This window comes from Streptomyces sp. NPDC050418 (assembly GCF_044458745.1).
GTDB lineage: Bacteria > Actinomycetota > Actinomycetes > Streptomycetales > Streptomycetaceae > Streptomyces.
In genome coordinates, this window is the sequence record NZ_JBITIG010000001.1 from 250,287 (window position 1) to 273,519 (window position 23,233).

A 23,233-nucleotide genomic window follows, 5' to 3' on the forward strand; every position below is an offset into this window, starting at 1 on the left:
CCGCTGCCGGATCAGACGCAACACGCCGCGGACCACACTCGACCGAAGTCGATGTGATCGCGCGTGACCAGGCGCTCTGTGGCAGGCATGCGCCCCATTGAGCAGGACGCCGTGCCGCCCGTCAAGCACCGACCGGACCCTGGAACGTTCAACTGCCCTGTATTTACCGGGCGTTGAGGCATGGCACTGCCATCTGTTGTTCACATGGCTGCCACAAGGATCTCGTTGACAGCTGCGGACCGCAGGCACATACGATCGATGACGGAGCTGCCGCGCGCTGTGCACGTCGGCAGTCCGGCCGCGTTGAGGGACGCGGTGCGTGTGACGACGCGAGCCCCTGGGCGCCCTGTGTGCGTGCCCGGGTCGTCATCCACGCCTGCGACTTCCTCACCCGGAGCCCTTTCATGGTCCAGCCATACGATGTCTCGCCGGTCGCGCATGTGCCGGCCCACGCCCCGCCCTTCCTCGCCACGGAGCCGCTCGCCGCCGAGCTCCTGGCCGCCGACCCCTTCGTCCCTGTGGCGCCGCGCATCGTCCCGCGCCGGCACCTCGGCCGCTGGGCGAGTGCCGCCGGCGCTCTGCTCGTCCTCGCGATGGTGCTGAACTCCGTGGTCCGCAACGACGCCTTCCAGTGGGGCGTGGTGGGCGACTACTTCACCACCGTCGCCGTACTCGACGGTCTGCTCCTGACGCTGTGGCTGACCGGGGTGGTGATGGTCCTCGGCTTCCTGCTCGGCACCGTCCTCGCCGTGATGCGCCTGTCCGCCAACCCGGTCCTTCGCACGCTGAGCTGGGGCTTCGTCTGGGTTTTCCGGTCCACGCCGCTCCTTGTGCAACTGCTGTTCTGGTTCAACATCGGCGCTCTGTATCCGACGCTGAGCCTCGGCATCCCGTTCGGCCCGGAGTTCCTCACCGTCAAGACGGTCAATCTGCTCGGCCCCACCCTGACCGCCGTGATCGGCCTGACCCTGCACGAGAGCGCGTACGCGGCCGAGGTGGTGCGCGGCGGCATTCTGTCCGTGGAGTCCGGGCAGACCGAGGCCGCCCAGGCACTCGGGCTGAGCAAGCGCCGCACCCTGCGCAGGATCGTCATCCCTCAGGCGATGCGCTCCATCGTGCCGACCGCGGGGAACATGCTGATCGGCACCCTGAAGGGCACCAGCATCGTCAGCGTCCTCGCCGTCCACGACCTGCTGTACTCGGCGCAGCTGATCTACAACCAGACCTATCAGGTCATCCCGCTCCTCATGGTGGCCACGCTCTGGTACATCGCCGTCACCAGTGTCCTGAGTACAGGCCAGTACTACGTGGAGCGGCACTACGCCCGCGGCAACTCCCGCAGTCTGCCGCCCACTCCGCTGCAACGTCTCCGACGCCAGGCCTCGGCCGTACGAAGGCGGCTGCGCCTCGCCGTCGCTGCCGATGCCCGTCCGGTGACCGGTGGTGACCGGTGACGCCGACCGCCGCCGGCCTTGTCGTCGTCGGCGCGGGTCCGCGCGCCACCGGCCTCCTGGAGCGCATCGCCGCCAACGCCCCTGAACTGTGGGACGACAACCGGGAGCTGCGCATCCATCTGGTCGATCCGTATCCGCCGGGACCAGGTCGGATATGGCGCCAGGAGCAGTCGCCGCTCCTGAGGATGAACTCGATGGCGGAGGACGTCACCATGTTCACCGACGAGACCTCCACCATCGACGGGCCCGTACGGCCAGGGCCCTCGCTCGCCCAATGGGCCGGACAGTTCGCCGGCCGGGGCCCGCGCCACGAACCCTTCACCGAGCCTGCCGATCCGGACGTGCGCGACGAGTTGCGCCGCCTCGCGCCGAGCGACTTCCCGACCCGCCGTGCCCAGAGTGCCTATCTGGACTGGGTGTTCCGGCGTGCCGTGAGCGAACTGCCGCCCGGTATCACCGTCACCTGGCACCGCACGACCGCGACGGCCGTTACCGGACCGGCCGACGGCCTGCAGCAGGTGCGCCTGGCCGACCGTGCCACGCCACTCGTCGCCGACCTGGTGGTCCTCGCCCAGGGCCACCTCGGCTCGTCACCGGACGCGCATCACCGCGACCACGCCGACTTCGCCCGCCGGCACGGCCGCTTCCACCTCCCGCCGGAGTTCACCGCCGACGCCGACCTGTCAGCGCTGCGACCGGGTGAGCACGTCATCGTGCAGGGCTTCGGGCTGGCGTTCATCGACCTGATGGCTCTTCTCACGGAGGGCCGAGGCGGCACCTACCGCACCGAGGCCGACGGAACCCTCACCTATCAGCCGTCCGGCCACGAGCCCGTGCTGCACGTCGGTTCGCGGCGCGGCGTTCCGTACCACTCGAAGACCGGCTACGGACTGCAGGGACCCCGCCCCCCGCTGCCGCGCCATTTCGGGCCCGCGGCGGTGGACGCCCTGCTCGCCGAGGACCGGCCGCTGGAGCTGCGGCGCGACGTATGGCCGCTGATGGCCAAGGAGATCGGATTCGCCCACTACCACGAGCTGTTCCACGCGCACGCCGAGCGCACGGCCATCGACTGGCCGCGGTTCGTCGCGGCGTACGACCTTCTCGACTGGTACTCCGACGCCATGGCCGCCCTCGTCGCCACGGCGGTGCCCGATCCGGCGGACCGACTCGACTTCGAGACCCTGGACCGCCCCCTGGCAGGCCGTTCCTTCGCCACACCGGAGGTCTTCCAGGAGCACCTGCGCGCCACCGTCGCCCAGGACGTGGCGCGTCGCGAGGACCAGGAGTTCAGTGCGGACCTCGGGGCGTTCCTCGCGCTGCTCTCCATTTACGGCCAGCTGCCCCGTCTCGTCGCCGGCGGACGGTTGACGGCCGCCTCCGTGGCCCACGAACTCGACGGCTGGTGGCACGGGTTCTTCAGCTTCCTCGCCTCAGGACCGCCGGGCTTCAGGCTGCGCCGGCTCCTGGCGCTGTCCCAGGCAGGGGTCGTCCACTTCACCGGTGCGGACGTCCGTGTCGGCGCCGACGAGACGACTGGCATGTTCACCGCCACGAGCCCCACCGTGCCCGGCCACCGCGTCCGGGCCACGGCCCTGATCGAGGCATACCTGCCGAAGCCCTCACTGGCCCGCACCGAAGATCCTCTCCTGCGGGGCCTGCACCGGGACGGCGCGGCCGCCGAGGAGGTCATCAAGAGCCCTGCGTATACCCATCGTTCCGGCCTTGTGGCGGTCTCCCCCGCCGACGGCCATGTCATCGACCCGTCGCTCGGCGGCCGTCATCCACGCCGTATCGCTCTCGGTGCGCCCACCAACAGCCGCGCCGTCGCCGCCTTCGCCCGGCCCCGCACCAACGCCCCCGGCTTCCGGCAGAACGACGCGGTGGCACGGGCGCTTCTGCGCACCTTGAGCACCACCGATGCCGGGGCGTCGGCGCCACCGCAAGACGCTCGTCCTCTCACAGTGTGAGAACTTCCCCAGTTTTCCTATCGAATTACTAGGAATTCCTTGACGGTGCACAGGACGGATGCACAGCATGATGAGCATGTCCCGTACGCAGCAACGACTCGTTCGTCGTCGGCATGTCGACTTCTGTCACGTCGGCAGCGCCGCGTGCTGTCGCGCGTAGGAAGCCTCCGCTCACTCCTTCCAACGCCTGCATACTTCCAAGGGACAACCATCATGACCACGGCACTTCCTGCCCAGACCGCCGCCCGCCGACCTCTGCTGCCCGACGCACGCCGGCTGCGCCTGGTGGGCACCACCACGCTGAGCGGCTCCGGCGGACGCCCGTCCGAGCCGCCTCTCGTCGGCTATCTCCTCCTCGTCCCCGAAGGCACCGACCCCGCCGAACTCTTCGCCAAGGACCGGCCGCTGCCGGAGATCCGCCCCGTCGTCGCGGAGCCCGCGCCGGTCCTGCAGCCACAGGACGAGGCCGGGCCCGCAGCGCGCGACGCCGTGCGCATCGACACCGCACGCCATGTCGCCGAGGTGGACGGACGGGAACTCGACCTCACCTACCTGGAGTTCGAGCTCCTCGCGTATCTCGTCCGGCGCCCTCACCGCGTTCATGCGCGCGATGCCCTGGTGACCGCCGTATGGGGTTACCACCACGTCGGCGACGGCCGCACCGTGGACGTCCACATCGCCCGCCTGCGCCGCAAGCTGGGGGCCCACCGCCACCGAATCGTCACGGTCCGGCGCGTGGGCTACAAGTACGTGCCCGATCAGCAGGAGAGCCCCGACACCGCGCCGAGCAGCCGACCTTGAGGAACTCACGTCCCATGGCCCTTGCCACCGCGCCCTCCCACCTTGCCCCGGTGTCCGGACTCACCGGGCCCGGCCCCGCGCACTGGCTGCGCGTGGCCCGCGAGGCGGCCGAGGACCTGGCGACGGACGCGGTGGCCAGGGAGCAGGCGGGCAAGGCTCCGCTCGCCGAGGTGGCCCAGCTGCGCGAGGCCGGCCTCCTGGGACTCCTGTCTCCGGGCGGCACGGAGGGCGGCGGCTCTCCGGGCGACACGGACTGGTCCACGGCCTGTGCCGTGGTCCGGGAGATCGCGGCCGCCGATGGCGCGATCGGCCAACTGCTCGGCCATCACTACTTCCTGGCGTGGAGCGGCCCGTTCCTGCGCAGGCTCAGTCGCGGTACGCAGGCGAGCAAGCCGTCCGCGACGGCCGGGCGGCTCTGGGGTGGCGGTCTGGCCCGGCAGGAGCCGCCGCTGCGCCTGGCCCGGACCTCCCGCGGCCTGGTGCTCGACGGCCGGCAGAGCTACACCACCGGAGTGCTGGTCGCCGACCGTCTCGCGGTGCGCGCCGTACGGCAGGACACAGGTGAACCATTCGCCGTCGCCGTGGACCCCACCGGTCGCGGGGTGCGGATCGATGACGCAGCCGACGCGTTCGGCCGACGGCTCGCGGCCGGCGCCGACGTGGAGTTCGACGGTGCCCCGGTCGCCGCCGACGACGTGATCGGCTCCCTGTCCTCGGACGAGGACTGCCCCTCACCCCGCGCCGCCCTGCTGTCCCCGGTCGGACGTCTCGTCTTCGTCCAGCTCCTTCTCGGCACGGCCGAGGGGGTGCTCGCCGAAACCCGCGAGTACAGCAGGACAGGTCACGCGCCCCGGTACCCGGCCGGCGCCCCGCGCGATCCACAGGCGCTGACTGTCTACGGAGAGCTCACCGTCCTCACCCGCGCCGCCTCCGCGCTCACCGAGCAGGCACTGGCGGCCGTGCAGGGTGCGCTGGCCCTGGGCGAGCAACTCACCTATGACACGTGCGCGGAGGCCTCCGCCCTGGTGGCCATGGCCGAAGCGGCAGCCGCCACGGCCGCGCAGGAGTCCGCGACCCGCGCCCTCGGCATCATCGGCCCTCGCGCCGCCTCATCCCGGCTGGGCTTCGACCGCTTCTGGCGCAACGTCCGGACCCACACCCTGTACGAGCCCGTCACCCATCGGCTCCGCGATGTCGGCGACTACTACCTCAACGGCAGCCACCCTCCGTTCACCCTGCCTGCGTGAACTGGAAATATGAACGGGGCAGTTCGCCGGCATTTCCTGGTGTTGAGAATATGCGAAGCGTTCCCGAGCAGCGTTGACCACACCTGAGTTCGCTGCCAGCCTTTCAGGCATAGGCATTTCCGCCAGGTATCCCGCTTTCTGACGCGGCCCAATTCCAGCTACGCCATCGCTGACTCCAGCCACGCCATCGATATCGAACAGGACCCTTTCATGGCCACGACGGCATCGACCCGACGCCAGTTCCTCACCCTGCTCGGCCTCTCGACCCTGGCCGCGGGCTGTGGAACAGCAGCGTCCGGGGCCACGTCCGCCAAGGGCGGGACAAAGACTCTCCGCTACCAGGGCTGGGCCGGCCAGGTCATCCTGCCGGAGCTGGCCGAGGACCTCGGCTACCTCCGGGACCTGAAGCTCGAGTGGGTCGGCAACACGATCAGCGGGCCGCAGGACATCCAGTCCGCGGCCACGGGCCAGGTCGACTTCGGCGGCGCGTTCAACGGCGCGGTGGTCAAGCTGGCCGCCAACAAGGCGCCCGTCAAGGCGGTCATCAGCTACTACGGCGCCGACAAGTACGCGTACAACGGCTTCTACGTCCTTACGGACAGCCCGATCCGCGGGGCCCGCGACCTGATCGGCAAGAAGATCGGGATGAACACCCTCGGGGCGCACTCCGAGGCCATGCTCGACATCTACCTCCAGCGGGGCGGTCTGGGCCGGGCGGACGTCGACAAGACCGAACGCCTGGTCGTACCCCCGGTCAACACGGAACAGAGCCTGCGCCAGAAGCAGATCGACGTCGCCGTCCTCGGCGGCGTCCTGCGCGACAAAGCACTGGCGACCGGCGGCATCCGGCCGCTGTTCACGGACTTCGACCTGCTCGGCGCGTTCAGCGCCGGCACCTACGTGATGACCGACCGCTTCCTCGAGCAGAACCCTGCCACCGCACGGACCTTCGTCACCGCCGTGGGGAAGGCCATCGAATGGTCCCGATCGACGCCACGCGACGAAGTCATCGCCCGCATGACAGACATCGTGAAGAGGCGCGACCGCAACGAGGATCCCGAACCGCTCAAATACTGGCGCTCCTACGGCGTCGCCGAGCCGGCGGGCCGCGTCGCGGGCAAGGAACTCCAGCTGTGGATCGATTGGCTGGCCGGACGCGGCGACATCAGGAAGGAACAAGTCAAACTACCTGACCTCTACACCAACAAATTCAACGCCACTGCCTCCGCCTCCGGCTCTACCTCTGCTTCGACGAGCGGAAGGTGATTCCCGTGACGACGAAATACAATCCTCCGGCACAATCCGGCATACCCAAGATTGCATTCCAGGGCGTGCGCAAGGAGTTCACCGTCAAGGAGCGTACGAGGAATCGGAACGTCACCCGATTCACCGCACTCGACGGCATCGACCTGGAGATAGCCGCCGGCGAATTCGTGGTGCTGGTCGGCCCCAGCGGCTGCGGAAAGTCCACGCTCCTCGATCTGCTCGGCGGCCTCACCCGGCCCACCGCCGGACAAATCCTTCTCGACGGCGATCCCGTCACCGGTCCGGGCCTTGACCGCGGCATCGTCTTCCAGCAGTACGCGCTGCTGCCGTGGCGCACGGCTCAAGGCAATGTCGAGTTCGGCCTGGAGGCCACCGGCGTGCCGAGGCGTCAACGGGCCACGCTGGCCCGCGAGTTCCTCGAGCTGGTCGGCCTGACCGGCTTCGAGGACCGCCACCCGCACGAGCTGTCGGGTGGGATGCGCCAACGGGTGGCGATCGCCCGCAGCCTCGCGTACGACCCCGATGTGCTGTTGATGGACGAGCCGTTCGCCGCACTCGACGCGCAGACCCGCGAGTCTCTGCAGGACGAACTCCTGCGCATCTGGCAGCGCACCGGCAAGACGGTCGTCTTCATCACGCACGGCATCGACGAGGCCGTGTACCTCGGGCAGCGCGTGGCCGTCATGACGTCACGCCCCGGCCGTATCAAGCAGATCGTCCCGGTCGCGTTCGGGTCCCGTACCGCCACGGACGACCTGCGCTCCAGCCCTGAGTTCGCGCACCACCGGCACGAGATCTGGTCACTGCTGCACGACGAGGTCGCCAGGGCGCAGGAGTTGGAGAAGCAGGAGGCATCCGTATGAGCTCCACTACCAGAACATCACCTCACGAGTCCACGACGACGGCCACCGAGACCTCGGCCCCCTCATCGCTTGCCCTGGCGCCCTCAAAGGCGGAAGAAGGTGTCGTCGAGCCGCGTGCAGGCCGGGACGCGCGGTTCGCTGCCCGAATCCGCCGCCTGGCGTTCCTGCTGCTGAGTGCGGCGACCAAATCCGCGGCGATCGTGGCGCTGCTGCTGTTGTGGGAGACGGCGCCACGGATGGGACTGGTCGACCGGACCTTCCTGCCGCCTTTCAGCGAAGTCGCCCAGGCATGGTGGCAGCTGGCGGCCGACGGTCAGCTCGCCGACAACGCGCGCGCCAGCCTGGTGCGTTCCTTCAGCGGCTTCGGTCTCGCCGTGCTGGTCGCCGTGCCGCTGGGGCTGTTGATCGGCTGGTACCGCCCGGTCGCCGATCTGCTCGGACCGCTCCTCGAGGTGTTCCGCAATACCGCCGCACTGGCCCTGCTGCCGGTGTTCGTCCTGCTGCTCGGCATCGGCGAGACCTCGAAGATCTCCATTGTGGTGTACGCGTGCACCTGGCCCATCCTGCTGAACACGATCAGCGCGGTACGCACGGTCGACCCCACCCTGCTGAAGCTGGCGCGGTCGATGGACCTGTCCGCGCCGCAGCTGTTCCGGAAAGTCATCCTGCCGGCGTCCGTCCCCGTGATGTTCACCGGCATCCGGCTGGCGGGAGCAGTGTCCATCCTGGTGCTCGTCGCCGCCGAAATGATCGGCGCGAAGGCCGGGCTCGGCTACCTGATCAACGCCTCGCAGTACAACTTCGCGATCCCGCAGATGTACGCGGGCATCATCACGATCTCCGTCATCGGGGTCGTCTTCAACCAGTTCCTGGTGTTCGTGGAGCGACGTCTCAGCTCCTGGCGCGCCCCCGGAGCCTGAGCGAGGCCCGCCCGCCCCCCCTGCCCCCACAGTTCGCCCACTCCCTACCCGATCACGTCCTGAAGGGACCCCGCACATGACCACAAGCACCGGCTTCGACGTCCGCCGGATCGGCGGCCGCATTGGCGCCGAGATCCTCGGCGTCGACCTGTCCGCCGACCACCTCGCTGCCTCCCTCGTCACCGAGATCAACTCCGCGCTCCTCGAACACAAGGCGCTCGTCTTCCGCGGCCAGGACCTGGACGACGCGGGCCAGCTCCGCTTCGCCTCCCTCTTCGGCGAGCTCACCACGGCACACCCGACGGTCCCCTCCGTCGACGGACAGCCGCAGATCCTCCCCGTCGACGGTGACGAGGGAATCCGCGCCAATCAGTGGCACACGGACGTCACGTTCGTCCGCACACCCCCGAAAGCGTCCACGCTGCGCGGCATCGTGATCCCGCCCTACGGCGGCAACACGCTCATCGCGAACTCGGCCGCCGCCTACCAGGACCTGCCCGAATCACTGCGCGAGCTGGCCGACAAGCTGTGGGCGGTGCACACCAACGACTACGACTACGCGGCCCCGAAGACCGGGAAGGCCGCCGAACACCGCAGGCAGTTCGTCTCCCGGAAGTACCGAACGGCCCACCCGGTCGTCCGTGTCCATCCCGAGACCGGGGAGCGCGGCCTGTTCATCGGAGGCTTCGCCCAGAGCATCGTCGGGCTCAGCCCGTCCGAGTCGCGCGACCTGCTGCGTATCTTCCAGTCGTACGTCACCCGTCCGGAGAACGTCCTGCGGGTTGTCTGGTCGCCGGGCGACCTCGTGCTGTTCGACAACCGCATCACCCAGCACTACGCCCCGGACGACTACGGCGACCTGCCGCGTCTGCTCCACCGGGTGACCGTCGCCGGCGACGTGCCTGCCGGCATCGACGGAACCCTCAGCCACGTCATCGAGGGAGACGACGCCTCGCACTACACGCCCGTCCCGGCCTGAGGTCCGAGGCCGTCCGGGCGCGAACATCTGGCCGCGCCCGGACGGCACGGCATGGCACTGCACGGCGGCACGTACCTGCCGGGGAAGCACGCCGCGCCATACCGGATAATGGACGTATGCGGATCTCAGCCAGGGCGGACTACGCGGTACGTGCCGCACTGCATCTTGCCGCGTCGCGGGACGACGCGCCGCTCAAGGCCGAGGCGATCGCCGCCGCACAGGACATTCCGCACAAGTTCCTCGAGAGCATCCTCAACGACATGCGCCGGGGCGGTCTCGTCGTCAGCCAGCGCGGGGGCAACGGCGGTTACCGGCTGGCGAAGCCCGCCGATTCCATCAGCATCGCCGACATCATCCGCATCGTGGACGGCCCGTTGGTCTCCGTGCGCGGGGTCCGCCCACCGGATCTGTCGTACACCGGTCCCGCCGAGTCCTTGCTCCCGCTGTGGATCGCCCTGCGCTCCCATGTGCGCGAGATCCTGGAGGGTGTGTCTCTCGCCGACGTCGCGTCGGCCCGCCTCCCCGCTGAGGTGGCAGCCCTCGCCGACATGCCTGACGCCTGGGTGAATCCCTGACGTTCAGGGCCGTTCAGCGCACCCTCCAGCGCTCGAGACAGCCGCGTCCACCATGCAGACACCCTCTTGGGGTGCGGGCCACCTTCTGCCACGATCCCTATCAGCCAGGTAGGAATACTAGGGATTGAGGGGTGGCCATGAGTACGCATGACAGCGTGCACCTGTCTCTCCCCCTGCTGACCGTGCGCCGCCACATCGACTTCGGCCGTACGTCCAGCGCCATCTGTCGGCCCGTCTGAAATCGGCCACAGCACACCACTCGGGCGTCGACGCCCCCTCCCTTCTGCTCCATTCCTTCCTGAGAGGACACCTCCGTGTCTGCCGCACGCCCGCGTACCTCCTTGCGCACCTTCGCCGCCATAGCCGCCCTCCCTCTTGTGCTGACCGCCTGCGGCTACGGGTCAAACGCCGCCGACGACGACAAGAAGACCGAGGTCGCGGCAAACGCCAAGAAGCTCTCCGCCGACGAGGTGAGAATCGGCTACTTCCCCAACCTCACGCACGCCACCGCCCTGGTCGGCGTCCAGGAGGGCCTGCTGCAGAAGGAGCTCGGCGGCACCGAGATCAAGCCCGCGACCTTCAACGCCGGCCCTTCCGAGATCGAGGCGCTCAACGCCGGTTCCATCGACATCGGCTTCATCGGCCCCTCCCCTTCCATCAACGGCTACACCAAGTCGGGTGGCCAGAACCTGCGCATCATCAGCGGTTCCGCATCCGGCGGCGTGAAGCTCGTCGTCAACCCGGACAAGATCAAGACCCTGGACGACCTCAAGGGCAAGAAGATCGCCACCCCTCAGCTCGGCAACACCCAGGACGTGGCGTTCCTCAACTGGATCGCGGAGAAGGGCTGGAAGGCCGACGCACAGAGCGGCAAGGGTGACGTCTCCGTCGTCCGCACAGACAACAAGATCACCCCCAACGCCTACAAGTCCGGTTCCATCGACGGCGCGTGGGTACCCGAGCCGACCGCTTCCAAGCTGGTCTCCGAGGGCGCGAAGGTGCTGCTCGACGAGTCGACGCTGTGGCCGGACAACAAGTTCGTGATCACGAACATCATCGTGTCGCAGAGCTTCCTCAAGGAACACCCGGACGTCGTCGAGGCGGTCCTGCGCGGCTCGGTGAAGACCAACGCGTGGATCAACGCAAACCCGGACGAGGCCAAGGCCTCCGCCAACGCGGCGCTCAAGGAACTGTCGGGCAAGGAGCTGCCCGCCGAGGTCATCGACCCGGCATGGAAGTCGATCACCTTCCTCGACGACCCACTGGCCGCCACCCTCGACGTCCAGGCACAGCACGCAGTCAAGGCGGGCCTCCTCGACCAGCCCGACCTCAAGGGCATCTACGACCTCACCCCGCTCAACAAGATCCTCAAGGCGGCGGGCGAGGACGAGGTCGACGACGCCGGTCTCGGCGCGAAGTAGCAACCGGTCCCGAAGGCCTGCCCGGAGGGCAGCAAGTCACCCTCGACGACATCACGCTCCTCGGCGGCTGCCTCTTCGGCGGCCGCCGTGCCGGGGCCGCCGCGCCGAGGAGCCGACGATGGAGACCATGGACCCTGCGGAACATCGCGCGCGCTGCGCAGCCGGATCGAGGTGCGGGCGCCTCAGGAGGGGCCTGGCGCCTGACGACACGTCTTGTCAGTGGCGCCTCATAGGCTGCCGCCATGAGCGAAACAGCGATCACGGCGCGGGCAGGCGTAGTCGGCGGGGCGAAGGTCGAACGACTCGTGTGTCATCCACGCCTTCCGCTGGTGGCCGGCCTCGATGCGGAGCGTCCTGCCGTGCATGTCTGGGACTGCTCGGCGGGGCGCTTGGATCTCCTGATCACCATCGGGGCCGAGTCGGATCCGTATGGGGACGTGGACAGTTGGGACCGGGACACACCCTCCGTCGCCTGGCACCCGGCAGTGCCCGCGCTCGCGATGGCGTACGACGGACGGGTGTTGCATTGGAAGCAGCCTGCCGCCGGCGACTCACCAGGCGCCGCCCTCGGCGAGGACGTGCGCGAGATGGAGTACGTACCTCTCGCCGACTACCAGCACGTGGCGTTCAGCCCGGACGGCCATGCTCTGTGGGGCTGGCCTTCGCCGAACGGCACTCCGGGACTGTGGGACCGCAGTGACACGATCGACCTGCGGAGCGGAGAGGTCCACACGGGCCGCGGCTGGGACACCGGCATCGTGGAGCACCCTGCGGGCGGTCTCGTCGCAACGTACAACAGCGACCAGGGCGCCACCCTCATGCTGTTCGGCCGCACCGACAGCGAGCCCGGCCCCCTCCGGTTCCTGCGCACGGCACTGATCATCGACGTCGACGGCTACGAGGCACCGGTGTTCAGCGCGGACGGCCGTCATTTCGCGATTCGCGGCAACGCCTACGCGGAGACCCTGGAGGTCTACGAGTTCCCGACGCTTCGCCTGATCCTCTCCACCAACCTTGAGGCGGACGAGAACGGCGACCCGGTGGAGGACCCGGACTGGTCACGGCAGAACATCGCCTTCGATGCCCGGTCGGGCGTGCTGTGGGTCGGCCATGCGGACGGCACACTCATCGAGCTCGACCTCGACGAGGAATCCACCACGCCGCACCGGCTGCTGACCGGCGCACCCATCACTGCCCTGGGCAGGCTGGCGACAGGGCAACTCGTCGCGGCCACAGGTGCGGGCGACGTCGCACTCCTGACGGCCTCGGGCGACGACTCGCGCTCACCGGACCTCAAGGCGATGGGCGAGGCGGTACGTGCCTTCGTGGACTCCACGAGCGAAGTACCCGACGGTGAGCAGGACCTCGAGTCGCACCTGGAACTCAGCGACGGCCAACAGTCCTGGTCGCAGGTTGACTTGGACACGGTGACCGAGGCGTCCGGCTCCGACCCGACCTGGCTTCAGATCCACGCCGCGATGAACAGGGTGCGTGCTCAGGACGGTTAGGGGTCGCGACCTGGGTGGGGTCGCCGCGTCAACGCCGTGTGGTGTTAATGATTACTGCTGGATGTAGGCGATGCCCCACCTCTGGATCGGCACTCCCCGGTCGTCGTTGGTCGCGACCCGGGACTCGTTCGCACCGCCCGGCACAGGCTCCAGGACGCGGCCGGAGAGATTCGCGATGCGACCGGGGTTGGGGCCCACCGCCGGGTCGACGGACCAGAGCTGGTCGGCGTTGCTCAAGCTGTAGTCGCAGGCCGACAGCCAAGTCGACCAGCCGCTCGGGCCCTGCGAGTGGCCTGCGAGGCACTCGCCGTTGCGCCGGTTGACGACCGCGAAGTGGCCCCGGCCGTCGGACACCAGATCCCAGAGCTGGTACGCCTCCGTGGTGCAGTCCCACACCCGGACCCGGTCGTCACCGGCGGGGAAGCCCAGGCAGCGGCCGGCGCCCTGATTCGTGAACTGGTACGGGCCGACCGGCTTCCAGGGAGCCGCCTGGACGGAACGGTCGGGTGGTTCGACGGCCTGCGCACTCGAAACCGTCGCCACGGGAACTACGGCGAGCAGGGCCGCCAGTACCGCACATCGATTGTGCTGCATCACGATTCACCACGTGTTCATCGATCGCCTGGTGAGGTCAGCCGTCTCGAACGAGACCGCGAGACTGTCACCCCAGTGTCTCGCCATTCCACCGCCGACACCTCCTCAGCCCACGACATCGCAGGTCAGCACGGTGTCGACGCGCTCGCGACTTCACCGCCGCCCGGCTCTGCTCAGCCGAGGCGCCCCGCCGCCGTTCGCCACGCAGCGGTCACCGCGTCGTGCGCACGCCGCGTACGAATGGAGCGGTGGCCGGATCGGATCGCCGTGAGAGGCGCGCCCACGTGCACATGCAGCTCCGGGCGGCGCACTGGCGCCGTGGCCAGGCCCGCCAGTTGCTTGGCGGCGCTTCCTGAGGTGACCCGTCGGGCGCCGGCCTGGCCGATCGGGACGATCGGTGCGCCCGTCCTTTCCACGAGCCGGGAGATGCCGCTGCGGAACGCGGCGGGAGCGGACTCCGAGGCGTCCAGGCGCGCGGGGAGGCGGCCCTCGCCGTAGATGAGGACAAGCCGGCCGTCGTCCAGTGCGGAAGCAGCGAGGTCGAGTGCCTCCGCCGCGCGGCGGTCACCGCGGTGGACGGGGATGTGTCCTTCGCGGGCCAGGGCGGAACCGAGGACGGGAATGCGCCACAGACCCGCCGTGGCCATCACGACGGGCCGGACCTCCAGACGGTGCAGTGCGGCGAGGACGATCGCAGGGTCGGCAAGTGACGTGTGGTTCGCGACGAGGAGGCTGCCCGGCGCGAACGCGGCGCCGGGATCGGTGGTCACGGTGAGGCGCCCGAAGGCCGGAACGAGTACGTGGGCGAGACGGCTGAGCAACGCGTTCTCCTGCGGACAGTGAACTGATGGGTGGTGATCGCCATCGTTCATGCTGTGCCGTGCGGCGACCTGAGCGCTCGTACTCATCTTCGACACACGGTCCACTCAGCTCGTGCCGGACTCCGCGCCTTGCCGCGGCGGCGCAGGTGCAGCGGCCTTGTCGCCGGGCCAAGTGGGCTCGGGCAGCGCCCGGAAGAGCAGCCAGCTCAGCGCGGGCATCGCGATCAGCGGGGTGAGGGCCGTCCGGAGGTCCGTGGTGTCCGCGAGGTGGCCGAGGAACGGGCCGGCGAGGCCGCCGACGCTGACCGTGAGGCCGAGCGTGACGCCGCTCGCGGTGCCGATACGGGACGGCAAGTAGTCCTGGCCGAGGGTGACTTGGAGGGAGAACGGGACGTACAGGCCCGCCGAGGTGAGGGCCACGAAGACGAACATCGCCGGCCCGGGTACGTAGAGCACGCCGGTGACGGCGGCGACGGACAGCAGGTAGGACCAGCGGGAGACGCGGACGCGGTCGTAGCGGCCGGCCAGGGTTCCGCCCAGGAGCGAGCCGAAGGCGCCGCCCAGGAAGAGAAGGAACAGGGCGACCGTCCCCGCGGTGGCGGAGCCGTCCATGCGCTGTCGCGCGTAGAGGGCGATGAAGGTGCTCAGGCCCGTGAAGACGATGGAGCGGAAGACGACCGCCAGGGACAGCTTCAGGAACGAGGCCACGTCGTCGGCGCCGCGCGGCGGCCGCGTCCTGGCCTGGCCGCTCTCCGGCCGGGCCAGCATCCGCAGGACCGGTACGCACAGGGCGGCGCCGGCGAGCGCGGGCAGGACGAGGACGGGTGTCCAGCGCAGGGAGCCGTGACCGATCGCGGCCGCCACCATGAGCGGTGCGAGTGCGAAGCCGATGTTGCCGCCGAGGGAGAACCAACTCATCGCACTGTGGCTGCCGTTGCTCGCCAGCCGGGCCACGCGGGCGGATTCCGGGTGGTACGCCGCGACGCCGACGCCGGACACGGCGACGAAGAGCAAGGTGAGCGCGTAGGAGCCGCTCAGTCCGCTGAGCGCGATGCCCACGCCGCCCAACAGAGTGCTGACCGGCAGCAGCCACGGCATCGCCCACCGGTCGGTGAGCGCACCGAACAGCGGCTGGGCCACCGACGAGAGCAGGGACGCGGCCAGGACGATGCCGGAGGCTACCGCGTAGGTGTAGTCCCGTTCGGCCAGGAAGTACGGGATCAGCGCCGCTACGGCGCCCTGGTAGATGTCGACGCAGGCATGCCCCACGGCCAGCAGCACTATCGGTCTATTCGTTCGCACCGCCTCATGCTGAGCGAAGCACCGGGTGTCGCGCTTTCGATAGATTGCCAAGCAATGCAGAAAATCCGCCACACTCCTGTCGCGCCGACCCGGACCCAACGCCTCGCGTCCGGCGGCGAGATCGACGCGCACCGGCACGACGACCATCAGATCGCCTATGCCAGCAGGGGCACCATCGCGGTGACCACCGACGCCGGCTCCTGGGTCGCCCCCGCCACCCGCGCGCTGTGGATCCCCGCGGGCACGGTCCACCACCACCAGGCCCACGGCGAACTGGACCTCCACCTCGTGGGCCTGCCCGCCGACGAGAACCCCCTCGGCCTGGACAAACCCGCCGTCCTGGCCGTCAGCCCCCTCCTGCGCGAACTCATCGTCACCTACACCCGCGACCCCGACAACGACGGCCCGCCCCACCGGCGCCTGCGCGCGGTCCTGCTCGACCAGCTCACCGTCTCCCCCGAGCGGCCCCTGCACCTACCTGCCCCCACCGACCCGCTGCTCCGCGAACTGCACGACGTCCTGCGGGCGGACCCGTCCGACAACCGCTCCCTCGACGACCTCGGACGCCAGATCGGCGCGAGCGCCCGCACGCTCTCCCGCCGCCTCCATGCCGACCTCGGCCTCACCTACCCGCAGTGGCGCACCCAGATCAGGCTCCATCACGCACTGATCCTCCTGGCCGAGAACACCCCCGTCACGACGGTCGCGCACCGCTGCGGCTGGTCGTCGGCGAGCACGTTCATCGAGGTCTTCCGCCGCACGTTCGGCCATACACCGGGTCGCCGCCCGGCCACCTGACCGCCCTCCCGCACCCGCGGACTCACCGGGCGCGCCGCGCCGCTGGGTCCCCCTCCTGGCAAGGAAGCCTCACACCTCGAACCGCTGCATAATCGAACAAAACGCCCCACGGGCTCTCGGAAAGGCTGGTCGGTGAGGCACAGCACGCGCAGAACCCGGCGTCCACAGCGAAAACCCGGCCACCGGGTGTCCGAGGGCCCCGTCCTCGATCCGCGGATCTTTGACGGGATGGTCACCGCCGCTGCGCTCTTCGCCGGTCCCGAGAACCGTCTGGTCTATGCGAACGACGTGTTCACCAGGCTGTTCGGCGACCGAAGGATCGGGCTGCCCGCCCGTCGGGCATTCCCGGACGCCGATGCGCACCGTTTTCTCGGTGTACTGGACACGGTGCGGTCCACCGGGCAGTCGCGGCAGGTCATCGGTGAGCGGCGCACCGATCCGGATGCCGTCGCCCAGGCTCAGCATTTCGTGTACGCGTGCAACTCGGTGCCCACGCGGCAGGGACCGGGAATCCTGGTGCTCGCCATGGACACCACGGCCGAGAGTTCGACGCTGCGGCGGTACGCGGCCCTGATCGACGCGGTCACGCAGATGGTGTGGGTGGTGCACAACGACAGAACCGTGGAGGAGGTCGTTCCCGGCTGGGAGTCGATCACCGGGGCGCCGTGGCCGGGCCGGGCGGGCGAGCCCATGGATCCCTACATCCACCCGCGCGACCGGGACCATCTGAAGGCCCTGTGGAACGGGCCCGCCGAGCAGGACGATTCGGGGGTCGTCCAGACCGACTACCGCCTGCGCGCGGCCGACGGCTCGTACCGTCATGTGTCGGCCCGCGCGGTGCCCGTCGTGCGGGACGAGCCGGACGCGGACTGGGTGGTCGCGACCTCGGACGTGGAGGACACCTGGGGCAAGCGGCTGCGGGAGCGGCTGCTCGCAGGCGTCGCCGAGGCGTCCGGTGCGAGTCTGCCCGCCGCGTTCGCCGAAGTGGTCCGGGTGATCGTGCCCGAGCTCGCCGACTGCTGTCTGATCCTGCTGCTCTCCCACGATGAGTGGCCCCTGCCCGACCGGGCCGAGGCCACCGCACGCCGTGTCGCGTCCGCGGTACGCCCCGGGCTTCCGCCGCCGCCTGCGCTGCGCGGCCAGCGACTCCCGGCAACTGGCGTGGTACGTGAGGTGCTTGAGCGCGGTGTGCCCCGTACGTTCCGGATCCCGCCCGACGGACCCGTCCCGCCGGGCCTGGTGCCCGCCGTCACCGAGCGCTGGCTGATCGCCGCCGGCGCCACGAGTATGAGCCTGATCCCGCTCGCAGTCGACGATCGCGTCCTCGGCTACGCCGTCACCGCCACCACCGGCGACACCCCCGTCCCCACTCCACGCGAGATCGACCTGCTCCGCGAGGTGCTGCACCACGCCCAGCGCCCGATCCGCAAGGTCCTCGACCTGCAGCAGGCCCGCCGCACCGCGATCGGCCTCCAGCGCGCCCAGCTCACCGATCCGCCGTCCGTACCCGGCCTCGACCTGGCGGCCCGCTACCAGCCCGCGGGCTCCAACGGAGAGATCGGCGGTGACTGGTACGACGCCTTCACGCTCCCGGACGGCACGCTCGTCCTCGACATCGGGGACGTCGCCGGCCACGATCTCGCCGCCGCCACGGCCATGGTCCAGATGCGCAGCATGCTCCGCGCCCTCGCGTACGTGGCGGGTCAGGATGTCACGCCGGCCGCCGTGCTCCAGCGGCTCGACGATGTCGCGGACGGCCTGCACGCCGCCCCGCTGGCCACCGCCATCCACGCGACCGTGCGCCGGACCGACGACGGTGCCTGGCAGCTGACCTGGTCCAACGCCGGACACCCGCCGCCTCTGGTGATTCCCGCGCATGGCGAGGCCCGCTTCCTGACCGCGCCCGCGGATCCGCCGCTCTGCGTGCTGCCCAGCCTTCAACGGACCACCCACACACACGTGTTGAGGCCGGGCGACACCCTTCTGCTCCACACCGACGGCCTCATCGAGACCCCGACCACGTCACTGGACTTCGGCCAGGACCAACTGCTCGCCCGGGCGACGCTCCACCGGCGCGAAACACTGCCCGACCTCCTGTGCGCGATCGAGACCATGGCCGACCGGCGCGACGACGTGGCGATGCTCGCTCTGCGCATCGAACCCACTGACAGCTGAATCCATAAATACGCCTGCACGCATATATGGCTAGGTGTATATTCGAGGCATGCTCGCATCCGTGCAACAGCGCCTGACGGCGATCTCGGAACCCAATCGCTTCCGCATCGTCGAGCTGCTCCGTGACGGCCCGCGGTCCGTCGGCGGCATCGTCGACCACCTGGAGATGGGCCAGCCTCAGGTGTCCCGGCATCTTCGGCTGCTCGCCGAGGCCGGCGTGGTCGACGTGACGAAGCAGGCACAGCAGCGGATCTACCGGCTGCGACCGGAGTCTATGCGGGAGGTGAGCGACTGGGCGCAGGGTTTCGCCGAGCTGTGGGCGGAGCGGATGGACCGCCTCGGTTCCTTTCTCGATGAGCGCGACGAGTCGGAGGAGACGGCACATGAGTGACGACATGAATGACGACATGAATGACGACGGCATCGTGATCGACAGGGCGCACAACACCCTGCGCATCAGCCGCACCTACGCGGCCGGCGTCGAGCGCGCCTGGTGGGCCTGGACCGACGCCGAGGCGATCACGAAGTGGTGGGGTCCGGCCGGCTGGGCCGCGACCGTGTACGAGATGGACGTACGGCCGGGCGGCAGCTGGCGGTTCCAGATCGCCCCGGAGGACGGCTCGGCCGCACCGGTGCGCGGTATCGCCACGTACGACCGCGTCGTCCCGCGCGCCGAACTGTCCTATGAGGACTGCTTCGCCGACGACGAATGGCAGCCGGACGACAGCGGCACCTTCCCCACCACGGTGACCTTCACGACCGCCGGAACCGGCTGCCGCGTCGAGGTCGAGGCGGGGTTCCCGGACGGTCCCGCCCTGCAGCGTGCGGTCGAGCTGCAGATGGCCGAGGGATACGCCGAGGCCCTGGACCGGCTCGATGACCTGCTGGAAAGCGAACGAGGAGACATGATCATGCAGACGTTCAGCTCCACGGACGGCACCACCATCGCGTACGAGAAGACCGGCTCCGGACCAGCGGTCATCGTGGTCAGCAACGTCGCCGAGGACCACACCGGTGTCGCGGGTCTGGCGAAGGAGCTCTCCGAGCACTTCACCGTGATCACCTTCGACCGGCGCGGCCGCGGCGCCAGCGGCGACCCGCAGCCGTACGACCCGGCGCGCGAGCTCGAGGACATCGCCGCGCTGGTCGACATCGCGGGCGGGTCGGCCGCGCTCGCGAGTGGTTCCGGCGGCTGCGGGATCACGCTCGACGCGGCGAGCGCGCTGGGCGACAAGGTGACGGGGGTCTATCTGTACGAGCCGCCGTTCATCGTCGACGGTTCGCGGGCGCCGATGCCCGCCGACTACGTCGAGCGCATGGAGGCGATGGTCGCGGCGGGCGAGCGCAGTGAGGCCGTCGAGTACTTCATGACCGAGATGATCGGGGTGCCCGCCGAGTACCTCGGGGCGATGAAGGCGGATCCGTCCTGGGGCGAAATGGCGCGCTACGCCCACACGTACGCGTACGAGGGCCGCATCCTGCGCGAGCTCATGGACGGCACGCCGCTGCCGGCCGGCCGCTGGTCGGTCGACGCGCCGGTCGCCGTCTCCGTCGGCAGCAACACCGAGCCGTTCTTCCAGGTGGGCGCCGACGCGCTGGCCGCGCTCCTGCCGAAGGTCACCGTGCTGAGCCTGCCGGACCAGGACCACGGTGCGTTCTGGGCGGCTCCGGAGCCGGTCGCCGCGCAGATCCGTGCGTTCCTGCTCGCGTGATGAGGCGGCTGATCAGGGCGGTCCTCCACTCGCGGGCGAGACCCCTTGATCAGCCGTTCACCCCGTCGGTCACAATGACGGCGTGGTGAACGAGGCGAACGGACAGAGCGAAGAGGCAGACGCCATACGCGAGTTCTGGCGCGGGCTCGGGCTGCCGGGGCTGATCGACGTGCATACGCACTTCATGCCGCAGCGGGTGCTCGACAAGGTGTGGGCGTACTTCGACGCCGTCGGTCCGATGACCGGCGTGGCGTGGCCGATCACCTATCGCGACGCCGAGGACGAGCGGCTGCAAAGGCTGCGGGCCTTCGGCGTCCGCGCGTTCACCGCGATGATCTACCCGCACAAGCCGGGCATGGCGGCCTGGCTGAACGCCTGGGGCGCCGATTTCGCCGCCCGCACACCGGACTGTCTGCACACGGCCACGTTCTTCCCGGAGCCCGGCGCGGCGGACGTGGTGCGCGGCGCGCTGGAGTCGGGCGCGCAGGTCTTCAAGGCCCATCTGCAGGTCGGCGCCTACGATCCGGCCGATCCGCAGCTCGACGACGTCTGGGGGCTGCTGGCGGAATCGGGCACGCCCGTCGTGACGCACTGCGGCTCGGGCCCGGTGCCCGGCAAGCACACCGGGCCCGGCCCCATCTCCGCGGTGCTGGCCCGCCACCCCCGGCTGCGGCTGATCGTCGCGCATCTGGGCACGCCGGAGTACGCGGAGTTCCTCGGCCTCGCGGACCGCTACCCGCACGTCCATCTGGACACCACCATGGTGTTCACGGACTTCACCGAGACGCTCGCGCCGTTCCCGCGCGATCTGCTGCCGCGCCTGAAGCACCACGAGGACCGCATTCTTCTCGGTACGGACTTTCCGAACATTCCGTACCCGTACCTCCATGCACTGGAGTCCCTCGCGCACCTCGGTCTCGGGGACGACTGGCTGCGCGCGGTGTGTTTCGGGAACGCCGCGCGACTCTTTGCCGATGCGCCCGCCCTGCGGGCTGCGTAAACGCCCCGTAAGGCATATCCCACACCCGCGAACCCTTGTGCCCCTCCGTCCGCACGCGCAATGGTGGCGCGATTTCTGTTATCCGCCGGCGCCGCCACGGTCTCCCTTATGCCGGCCCAGCGAGGCGGCGAGCGAGAGGGAGAGTGGACGGACGTGGGTGTGAGCCGAGAGGGCGGCGCGCTGGTGATCGCGGCGCAGCACGGTGACCGGAGGGCGCAGGCCGAGCTGGTCACCGCCTATCTGCCGCTGGTCTACAGCATTGTGGGCCGCGCGATGAACGGGCATGCCGATGTCGACGACGTGGTGCAGGATACGATGCTGCGCGCGCTGCGCGGCATCGGGCGACTGCAGGATCCACTGCGTTTCCGCGCCTGGCTCGTGGCCATCGCGATGAACCAGATACGGGGGCACCACCAGGCGCGCCAGTCGGCGCCCGATGCCTTCGGCGTGCGCGATGAGCTCGATATGCCGGATCCTGCCGGCGACTTCGTGAATGTCACGATTGTCCGGCTCGGCCTGGAGGGCCAGCGGCGCGAGGTCGCGGAGGCGACGCGCTGGCTGGAGAGCGACGACCGCGAGCTCCTTTCGCTGTGGTGGCTCGAGGCCGCCGGCGAGCTGACCCGGTCCGAGCTGGCCGCGGCCCTGGAGATCCCCGCGCAGCACGCCGCGGTACGCGTGCAGCGGATGAAGGAACAGCTGGAGACAGCGCGTGTGGTGGTGCGCGCCTTGTCCGCGCCGCACTGTCACGGGCTCGGTGCCGTGGTCGGGATATGGGACGGGGTGCCGTCCGGGCTGTGGCGCAAGCGAATAGCGCGTCACATACGCCAATGTCAGGACTGCTCCCGCCACGCGGCGGACCTGTGGCCGGCCGAAGGGCTGCTCGTCGGCTTCGGCCTGGTCCCGCTCCTGGGCGGCACCGGCGCCGGGGTGTTCGCGGCGCTCGGTCTGTACGGGGATCCGGCCGCGGAGACAGTCGCCTTCGCCGCGCAGGCGCCGGGCGCGTACGACCGCATGGACCCCGCGGGCCAAGCGGGTCACGCGGACTGGGCGGACGACAGCACGACGGTCGGCTCGCCCTCCGGGCCGACCCGCATGGAGGAACGCCAATTGCGGCAGCGCCGACGGCGGCGTACGACCGCGGCGGCAGCGGCCGTGGTGCTGCTGGTCTCGGGCGTGACGGCGATCGGCATCGATCTGCTCACCCCGGACGCCGAGAACGACAAGGTGCAGGCGACGACGGCGAGCGACGGGGACACACCGGCCGACGCCGAGAGCACCACGACCTCCGAGAAGCCCTCGGCGACCCCGTCGAAGTCCAAGTCCGCCAAGGCCTCGCCCAGCAAGAAGCCCTCGAAGACGGCGAAACCGAAGCCGAGCTCCCCCGCGCCGCAGCCGACGAAGTCGAAGACCACCGCGCCCAAGCCGCCCGCGCAGGCACCCGCCAACCCTGGCGGCACGCACGCCGAACAGGTCCTGGCGCTCGTCAACACCGAGCGCGCCAAGGCGGGTTGCGCACCCGTGAAGCTCGACAGCCGCCTCTCCAAGGCCGCCCAGCTGCACAGCGAGGACATGTCGGCGAACGACTACTTCAGCCACACGAGCCAGGACGGCCGCTCGTTCGTCGACCGCGCCAAGGCCCAGGGCGTGGACAACCCGGGCGCCGAGAACATCGCCAAGGGCCAGGGCTCGGCCCAGAGCGTGATGGACGCCTGGATGAACTCCGAGGGCCACCGCGCGAACATCCTCAACTGCGGCCTGAAGACGATGGGGCTGGGCGTCACGACCAACGACTGGACGTGGACGCAGATGTTCGGCTGGTGAGGACGCCCG

Annotated in this window: 20 protein-coding genes; 17 read left to right on the forward strand and 3 right to left on the reverse strand. The window is 69.7% G+C overall.

Annotation, left to right across the window (positions count from 1 at the left end; all coding sequences use genetic code 11):
- Positions 1–404: 404 nt before the first annotated feature.
- The 11 genes from ACIBI4_RS01175 to ACIBI4_RS01225 all read left to right on the forward strand — a co-directional run bounded on the left by ACIBI4_RS01175 (position 405) and on the right by ACIBI4_RS01225 (position 13,001).
- A complete protein-coding gene (locus tag ACIBI4_RS01175) occupies positions 405–1,454 on the forward strand; it encodes an amino acid ABC transporter permease (RefSeq protein ID WP_399201414.1) in 1,050 nt (349 codons plus the stop codon).
- A complete protein-coding gene (locus ACIBI4_RS01180; protein ID WP_399201415.1) occupies positions 1,451–3,421 on the forward strand; it encodes an FAD/NAD(P)-binding protein in 1,971 nt (656 codons plus the stop codon). The genes ACIBI4_RS01175 and ACIBI4_RS01180 overlap by 4 nt, the downstream gene beginning before the upstream one ends.
- Positions 3,422–3,634: 213 nt before the next feature.
- Entirely contained in the window at positions 3,635–4,222 is a 588-nt protein-coding gene (locus tag ACIBI4_RS01185; protein WP_399201416.1) for a winged helix-turn-helix domain-containing protein, read from the forward strand.
- Positions 4,223–4,236: 14 nt separating this feature from the next.
- A complete protein-coding gene (locus ACIBI4_RS01190; protein ID WP_399201417.1) occupies positions 4,237–5,469 on the forward strand; it encodes an acyl-CoA dehydrogenase family protein in 1,233 nt (410 codons plus the stop codon).
- Positions 5,470–5,679: 210 nt separating this feature from the next.
- A complete protein-coding gene (locus tag ACIBI4_RS01195; RefSeq protein ID WP_399201418.1) occupies positions 5,680–6,735 on the forward strand; it encodes an ABC transporter substrate-binding protein in 1,056 nt (351 codons plus the stop codon).
- Between the two features lie 41 nt (positions 6,736–6,776).
- A complete protein-coding gene (locus ACIBI4_RS01200) occupies positions 6,777–7,598 on the forward strand; it encodes an ABC transporter ATP-binding protein (RefSeq protein WP_399201988.1) in 822 nt (273 codons plus the stop codon).
- Positions 7,595–8,518, forward strand: a complete 924-nt coding sequence (locus tag ACIBI4_RS01205; RefSeq protein WP_399201419.1) for an ABC transporter permease — start codon at positions 7,595–7,597, stop codon at positions 8,516–8,518. The genes ACIBI4_RS01200 and ACIBI4_RS01205 overlap by 4 nt, the downstream gene beginning before the upstream one ends.
- 76 nt (positions 8,519–8,594) lie before the next feature.
- Positions 8,595–9,497, forward strand: a complete 903-nt coding sequence (locus ACIBI4_RS01210; protein WP_399201420.1) for a TauD/TfdA dioxygenase family protein — start codon at positions 8,595–8,597, stop codon at positions 9,495–9,497.
- Between the two features lie 116 nt (positions 9,498–9,613).
- Positions 9,614–10,072: an RrF2 family transcriptional regulator gene (locus ACIBI4_RS01215; protein ID WP_399201421.1), complete on the forward strand. Its 459-nt coding sequence runs from the start codon at positions 9,614–9,616 to the stop codon at positions 10,070–10,072.
- A 314-nt stretch (positions 10,073–10,386) separates the two neighbouring features.
- Positions 10,387–11,493: an ABC transporter substrate-binding protein gene (locus ACIBI4_RS01220; protein ID WP_399201422.1), complete on the forward strand. Its 1,107-nt coding sequence runs from the start codon at positions 10,387–10,389 to the stop codon at positions 11,491–11,493.
- Positions 11,494–11,735: 242 nt separating this feature from the next.
- Positions 11,736–13,001, forward strand: coding sequence for a hypothetical protein (locus tag ACIBI4_RS01225; protein ID WP_399201423.1), 1,266 nt, complete (start codon positions 11,736–11,738; stop codon positions 12,999–13,001).
- Positions 13,002–13,052: 51 nt separating this feature from the next.
- Here the strand turns inward: ACIBI4_RS01225 and ACIBI4_RS01230 are convergent, their stop codons facing one another.
- The 3 genes from ACIBI4_RS01230 to ACIBI4_RS01240 form a co-directional block, all read right to left on the reverse strand.
- On the reverse strand, positions 13,053–13,595 hold the full coding sequence (locus ACIBI4_RS01230; protein ID WP_399201424.1) for an RICIN domain-containing protein: 543 nt from the start codon (positions 13,593–13,595) through the stop codon (positions 13,053–13,055).
- Between the two features lie 173 nt (positions 13,596–13,768).
- On the reverse strand, positions 13,769–14,416 hold the full coding sequence (locus tag ACIBI4_RS01235; protein ID WP_399201425.1) for a lysophospholipid acyltransferase family protein: 648 nt from the start codon (positions 14,414–14,416) through the stop codon (positions 13,769–13,771).
- Between the two features lie 105 nt (positions 14,417–14,521).
- Positions 14,522–15,718 (reverse strand): MFS transporter, encoded by a 1,197-nt coding sequence (locus tag ACIBI4_RS01240; protein ID WP_399201426.1) that lies wholly within the window; start codon positions 15,716–15,718, stop codon positions 14,522–14,524.
- A 54-nt stretch (positions 15,719–15,772) separates the two neighbouring features.
- On the opposite strand from ACIBI4_RS01240, the gene ACIBI4_RS01245 reads away from it, so the two are divergent.
- The 6 genes from ACIBI4_RS01245 to ACIBI4_RS01270 all read left to right on the forward strand — a co-directional run bounded on the left by ACIBI4_RS01245 (position 15,773) and on the right by ACIBI4_RS01270 (position 23,224).
- A complete protein-coding gene (locus ACIBI4_RS01245) occupies positions 15,773–16,516 on the forward strand; it encodes an AraC family transcriptional regulator (RefSeq protein ID WP_399201427.1) in 744 nt (247 codons plus the stop codon).
- Between the two features lie 186 nt (positions 16,517–16,702).
- Positions 16,703–18,691, forward strand: a complete 1,989-nt coding sequence (locus tag ACIBI4_RS01250) for a SpoIIE family protein phosphatase (RefSeq protein WP_399201428.1) — start codon at positions 16,703–16,705, stop codon at positions 18,689–18,691.
- A gap of 49 nt (positions 18,692–18,740) precedes the next feature.
- Positions 18,741–19,082, forward strand: a complete 342-nt coding sequence (locus ACIBI4_RS01255; protein WP_399201429.1) for an ArsR/SmtB family transcription factor — start codon at positions 18,741–18,743, stop codon at positions 19,080–19,082.
- The gene (locus tag ACIBI4_RS01260; RefSeq protein WP_399201430.1) at positions 19,075–20,403 is read left to right on the forward strand and encodes an alpha/beta fold hydrolase; all 1,329 of its coding nucleotides are present in this window, start codon (positions 19,075–19,077) and stop codon (positions 20,401–20,403) included. The genes ACIBI4_RS01255 and ACIBI4_RS01260 overlap by 8 nt, the downstream gene beginning before the upstream one ends.
- Positions 20,404–20,485: 82 nt before the next feature.
- Positions 20,486–21,403, forward strand: coding sequence for an amidohydrolase family protein (locus tag ACIBI4_RS01265; protein WP_399201431.1), 918 nt, complete (start codon positions 20,486–20,488; stop codon positions 21,401–21,403).
- A gap of 153 nt (positions 21,404–21,556) precedes the next feature.
- Positions 21,557–23,224, forward strand: coding sequence for a sigma-70 family RNA polymerase sigma factor (locus ACIBI4_RS01270; protein ID WP_399201432.1), 1,668 nt, complete (start codon positions 21,557–21,559; stop codon positions 23,222–23,224).
- Positions 23,225–23,233: the final 9 nt, after the last annotated feature.